This window comes from Exiguobacterium sp., assembly GCF_020832205.1.
Classification (GTDB): domain Bacteria; phylum Bacillota; class Bacilli; order Exiguobacteriales; family Exiguobacteriaceae; genus Exiguobacterium.
This window is the reverse complement of record NZ_JAFIFD010000034.1, coordinates 1-5,734: the sequence shown is the minus strand read 5'-3', so window position 1 is coordinate 5,734 and position 5,734 is coordinate 1. Positions and strand designations below refer to the sequence as shown.

Sequence of the window (5,734 nt, the reverse complement as noted above, 5' to 3'; positions counted from 1 at the left end):
GGCGCTCGGAGACATCGTCGCCCGGATGAAACGGGGTGGTCGATTCGGAGCTTGGAACCAGCCCGAGACGCGGACCGTCTCCCCGGAGAGAACCCGGTGTGATGCCTCGACTAAATTCAGATGGGGTGACGTGCAACGCTCAAACGCCAACTCGGTCGTTGCGGACACATCTAACAAACCGAGGAACGCATCGTTATAACTGATGATGCGTCCGGCGAGATCGAACGCGAACAGGCCAACCGGTAGTTCGTCCCATGAGGAAGGATCGATTCGTGCTGCAATTGCATCTTGATGCTCTCTAGGATCAGCCATATGTGACATATGCGCGAACGCATACTTCCTCCTTTCCGGGTGGAAAATGAAAGCTTAGGACGTTCGTATTGATACTTTATACCCTCAATTGGAAATAAATTAGCTCAAAAGATAGAGAAATGTGTTGAATCTAAAAAACTGTCAAGGATTATTCAAAACCCATACTAAAATCGATTCTCGTATTGCTAGCCGACAGACAAAGAGAAGGAAATGATATGCATCTGCGCATATCTCTTCCTTCTCTTGATTTGTGTCACGTAAAGATGCCTTCCTTGTTTTGTAAGATGATCGCAAGCTGTCGTCTCACTCGGGGTACGGCGTCGTTTCGTTCAAACTCGGTCAAAACCGGCTCAATTTCGTCGAGATGCGTCTCGAGAATTCGGGGTGCTTGACTCTCGACATAAAATCCACCATAGCCTTCTGCGCAACTGACCATCGCTTCGAGTGCAACTAAACTGAGCGGCCTTCCACATTTTAGCCAAGTTTTTATTCTGTGCCACGTCGGCATGCTGACGGCGGCGAGGCTCGCCCAGTTGCTGTCGAATGCGTCACAGTTTAACTCGATCCAATCGAGCACGTCTGGGGATTGGAAGCGATTTAAACATAAGAATGCGAGGTGTGGGAGGTCTTTTGGATTGGTTTTACTTAACTGCCCATAAACGAGTCGTAAGCCTTCTTCGGTCGGCAGACTGCTCGCCGTCGCAGCAGCGAGTGAATCGAGTAGTTGCACGTCAAAATCATGCCAAAGACCGCGTATCCAGTCGGCTGCCGGTATGTTCATAACGTCAGCGACGATTTCGAGCAGGCGAGCTTTCACGTCAGCGTTTGATGTGTCTTCATATCTCGTTTTGAGGGCATCAAACAGCTCGAGCACGTCATGGCGTCTCAATGCATGTACGACATCGTCCTCTACAAACCATCTTGAGACGGCGAACGAGAGGAGCGTCTGGACGTCGCTTTGGACGTCTTCGAGTGATGGCGCTTTGTCTTGCTTCGTGACAACGACTTCTACTTCCGGTTGACACGCCGTGCCATCTTCATCATATAAGTCGTCATGCAACAGCGGTTTGAACGAAGTATGTACACTCGCCAAGTTGTACCACTCAATCGGCCGCAGGGCATATGAATGAAGCCGTTCGTGGCACGAGGCGCAGAGGTGGTACGGTTGAACCGGGTCGTCGTTCGTCTCAATGACGTCGACTGCTCGGCGCATACAGGCTTCACATGTTGATTGGATTGACATCCCACGTCCTCCTCATGTTGGAATCTTTATCTGAACTAAAAAGTCCGCTCTATAATTAGAAACGGACCACACTGACATTATAAAATCGGGCTCAATAGCCGCGAGACGCCTTCTCGCATGCGGACTGTCCATTTTCGTTCGGCGTAATCCTCGACCGTATACCGCCGGCTGACGGCGATGTCTGACTCGAATAACGAAGCGAGTTGTAAAGCGACGGCTTGATCGTAGATGAGGGCGTTCACTTCAAAGTTCAACCGGAAGCTGCGGGCGTCCAAGTTCGTCGTCCCGACCGTCGCAATCTCGTCGTCGACGACGAGCGTCTTCGCGTGCAAGAAACCTTCGTCATACATATAGACGTTCGCCCCGTAGTCCAACAACTCGCCGAGGAATGATAGCGAGGCCCACATGACGAACGGATGGTCGGGTTTACCGGGAATCATGATGTCCATCTCGACACCGGAGAGGAGCGCCATCTTACAGGCGTCCATGAAACTTGGATCCGGGATAAAATATGGCGTTTGAATGATGACCCGCTTTTTGGCCGACATGATCATTTTGATCATCATATTTTTCAAATGTTCCGTGTCGGAGTTCGGTCCACTCGTGACGATTTGCATCGGTGACTTGTCTTTGATGTCGTGACGGGCGAAGCAGAACGTGTTCTCCGGGTCGTGTTTGTCGTGCCCGGAATAATTCCAATCTAAGATGAAACGATGTTGAAGGTGGTAGACGACGTCCCCTTCGACACGGAGATGGGTATCGCGCCAATATCCGAACTTCTCGACGAGGCCGAGATACTCCGTACCGACGTTGAAACCGCCGACGTAGCCGATTTTTCCATCGATAATGACGAGCTTACGGTGGTTTCGGTTGTTCAGTTTGAAATTGATCAGCCCGAGTGTCGGTGGGAAGAAGACACGGACTTCACCGTTATGGGCGATCAGTTCTTTAAAGTCGGAGTTGCGCAAACTGCGGGAACCGACGGCGTCATATAACAGGCGTACTTTCACTCCGGCCTTGGCCCGTTCGATCAACTCGTGGATGAGCGCTTTACCGAGAGCGTCGCGCTGAATGATGTAGTATTGCACGTTGATCTCGGTCTCTGCGTTGCGAATATCGTCCATGAGCGCCTTAAATTTCTGTTCGCCGTCGTGCATGATGGCTGATTTGTTGTGGACACTGACGAGCGACTTCGAAGAACGGAGGTTCATCTCGAGCAACTGTTCATATTTCTCAAACAGCGGTTGCTCGGTCGTCATCTCTTTCCGTCGTAACTGTTCAATCTGGCTCTCGACTTGAAGCGAGTGGAACGAGCGTTCCTCGACGCTCAAATTGAAGAAGTTATCTTTCTTCAATTGTCTTCCGAGGAATAAGTACACGATAAATCCGAGAATCGGCAAGAAAAACAAGACGAGCAACCAGGCCCACGTCGCCCCGACATCACGGCGTTCTGCGAAAATGACGGCTAGCGCGAATAATAAGTTCAATCCGAGGACGATATACAGACCCCAACTAAAAATGACGGACCAATCCATAAGGCACACTCCTAACGACAAATTATACTTCTAGCTTTATCATACCTCATTCGGGGGAATAGTATGCTATCGAAACAAAGGGGGAGATATAGATGAACATGAAAGTGAATTGGAGACAAGGGATGGCGTTTGAATCGCTCACACCGTCAGGCCATCGCGTCACGCTAGATGCGGGCGAAGACGTCGGCGGATTGAATCAAGGTCCGCGACCGACCGAGATGCTGTTGCAGGCGACAGCGGCATGCACCGGGATTGACATCGTCTCGATTCTCCACAAGATGCGCTTGCCGCTTGAATCATTCGAGATGGAGATCGACGGGGTGCGGGCGACGGAACATCCGAAACGGTTCACCGCGATCCACATTCTGTACGTCCTAGAAGGCGAGATGCCTGAGGAGCGTGTACGCCGTGCCATTGAGTTGTCGGTCGACCGGTATTGTTCGGTTTCTCATAGTTTGAACGCGACGCTCACGTACAGTTATCAACTGAACGGCGGCGAGGTCGTCTTGTTTCGCACGTGAATGAAGCAAGATGGTTGAAATCGGTCGGAAACGTCCGTTATATTGGTATTTCAAATACTGTATAACTAAAGGAGGACGTTATGATTCGACTCGCGACGAAACGCGATGCCTCAAACATCGCGAACTTAATCGAACAACGAGCCGTAGCGCTTAATGAACAAGGCAGCGACCAATGGACTGAATATTTGGAGCAAGATTTATTGAAACGCGTCGAGACGGACATCGCTAGCGGTGACGTTTACGTATATGAGCAAGAGGACGCTGTATTGGCCTCGATCGCCTTGCTTCCACCGGACGAGTGGGACCATCAATTATGGGAAGATGGCGAGCGCGGTCAATACATCCATCGCATCGTCGTCAGCGAACAGCTGAAAGGCCAAGGTGTCGGGCAACAGTTGATGGAGCATGTCCTCCGAGAAGCGGACGGCGCCGAGCCGATCCGTCTTGACTGTGTCGCGGACAACGATTTCTTGAACGATTATTATCCACGTTTCGGATTCGTCTTCGTCGGGTCACGGAACGGGTACAACACATTTGAATACGGGCTCGAGGAGAGCGTCAGTGCGTGAGAGGTCAATCGACCTCTCTTTTTGCTATACTGAAGACAGAAGTGAAGGAGGAGATTATATGATTCAAACGGTTTTAGTCGGATTTGGATTTTCGGCGACAACGTTTCATTTGCCGTTTTTAAACGAGTTGGACCTATATGAGGTGACGGGTGTCGTCTCATCTCGTCCGGAAGATGTCCGCCGCGAGCTTCCGAACGTCGATGTGTTCGGGACACTCGAGGACGCACTCTCGAGTGAAGCGACGCTATTCGTCATTACGACGCCATCTGATTTACATAAAGAAATGATTCGCATCTGTCTAGCGGCAGGAAAAGACGTTCTCGTCGAGAAACCGGCCTTTTTGACGACAGCGGAAGGAGAAGTGCTCCGCACACTCGAACAAAACAGCCCTGGCATCGTCAACGTGTTTCAAAATCGACGGATGGATGGCGATTTCCTGACCGTCAAATCATTGTTGGAAGAGAGACAAGTCGGAGAATGGAAAGTGTTCGAGTCTCGGTTCGATCGGTTCCGCCCGCATGTCCGCGATCGCTGGCGTGAAAATGCAGGACCGGGTGCCGGGATATTATTTGACCTCGGCAGTCATTTGATTGACCAAGCGCTCGTCTTGTTCGGCGTACCGGAGCGCGTCCAAGCCGACGTGATGGTGCAACGGGAAGGTGGTCAATCCGATGATGGGTTCATGATCACCCTTTTATACGGGGAAAAGCGGGTTTATTTGCGATCTAATCCGTTCATCGCCGGCGAGGCGCCCCGGTTCGAACTGCACGGGACAGAAGGCAGTTTCATCAAGTACGGATTAGATCCGCAGGAAGCGGCCCTTCGCAACGGAACCATCACAGCTGATGTACTTGAGACCGGGACGCTCACCCGGGAAGAGTCGAGCGCGGTCGCTATCGAGACGGGCCGTTATCTTGATTTTTATCGCGAGTTAGCGGCGAGCTACGTGTCGCGTCGCCCGCTCGTCCCGCTCACTGACGCGTTGTTGACGACGCGTGTCATCGAACTCGCCAGAGCTTCTTCTGAAGAGCAAAAAACGATGGCTTTTTAAATAAAAATCGGAAGACCACGAGATGTGGCCTTCCGATTTTTTTATCAAAATTAGGCGAGAATACGCCCACTTCTAAACGTGGCGGGCGAAGCCCTCGTGAAAGTGGGGGATGAATCGCCACCCTTCCTTCTGGGTATAAATACCTAAAGGAGGTGAACACCATGTTGAAGCATAAAGCGTATCAATTCCGAATCTATCCGACAACGGAACAGGAGATGCTGATCGCCAAGACGATCGGTTGTTCACGCTTCGTCTTCAACCATTTCTTAGCGAAGTGGGAAGAAACCTACGAGACGACTGGAAAAGGACTGTCCTACGGCTCTTGTTCGAAAGAAATTCCTATCTTGAAGCAACAGTTCGACTGGCTGAAGGAAGTCGATAGCACGTCTGTGCAAAACAGCGTCAAACATCTGGCCGAGGCGTACGACCGCTTCTTCAAGAAGCAGAACGAACGGCCACGGTTCAAGTCGAAGCGGAACCCCGTCCAATCCTACACGACGAAC

General features: G+C 51.2%; 7 protein-coding genes. 4 read left to right on the top strand and 3 right to left on the bottom strand.

The annotated features are described in order from the left end of the window. The 3 genes from JJU47_RS08590 to cls form a co-directional block, all read right to left on the bottom strand. A partial coding sequence (locus JJU47_RS08590) for a nitrogen regulation protein NR(II) (protein ID WP_228618267.1) occupies window positions 1-312 on the bottom strand: 312 nt, incomplete at its 3' end. Window positions 313-565: 253 nt separating this feature from the next. Continuing rightward, complete coding sequence (locus JJU47_RS08585; protein WP_228618265.1) at window positions 566-1,555, bottom strand: hypothetical protein; 990 nt, start codon at window positions 1,553-1,555, stop codon at window positions 566-568. Window positions 1,556-1,632: 77 nt separating this feature from the next. Next, a complete protein-coding gene (cls, locus tag JJU47_RS08580) occupies window positions 1,633-3,090 on the bottom strand; it encodes a cardiolipin synthase (RefSeq protein WP_228618263.1) in 1,458 nt (485 codons plus the stop codon). Between the two features lie 92 nt (window positions 3,091-3,182). On the opposite strand from cls, the gene JJU47_RS08575 reads away from it, so the two are divergent. The 4 genes from JJU47_RS08575 to JJU47_RS08560 all read left to right on the top strand — a co-directional run. After that, window positions 3,183-3,611, top strand: a complete 429-nt coding sequence (locus tag JJU47_RS08575; protein ID WP_228618261.1) for an OsmC family protein — start codon at window positions 3,183-3,185, stop codon at window positions 3,609-3,611. An 80-nt stretch (window positions 3,612-3,691) separates the two neighbouring features. Next, on the top strand, window positions 3,692-4,180 hold the full coding sequence (locus JJU47_RS08570; protein WP_228618258.1) for a GNAT family N-acetyltransferase: 489 nt from the start codon (window positions 3,692-3,694) through the stop codon (window positions 4,178-4,180). A gap of 58 nt (window positions 4,181-4,238) precedes the next feature. Continuing rightward, entirely contained in the window at window positions 4,239-5,231 is a 993-nt protein-coding gene (locus JJU47_RS08565) for a Gfo/Idh/MocA family protein (RefSeq protein ID WP_228618256.1), read from the top strand. Window positions 5,232-5,392: 161 nt separating this feature from the next. Beyond that, window positions 5,393-5,734: helix-turn-helix domain-containing protein (locus JJU47_RS08560; protein ID WP_228618254.1), on the top strand; the 342-nt coding region annotated here is incomplete at its 3' end.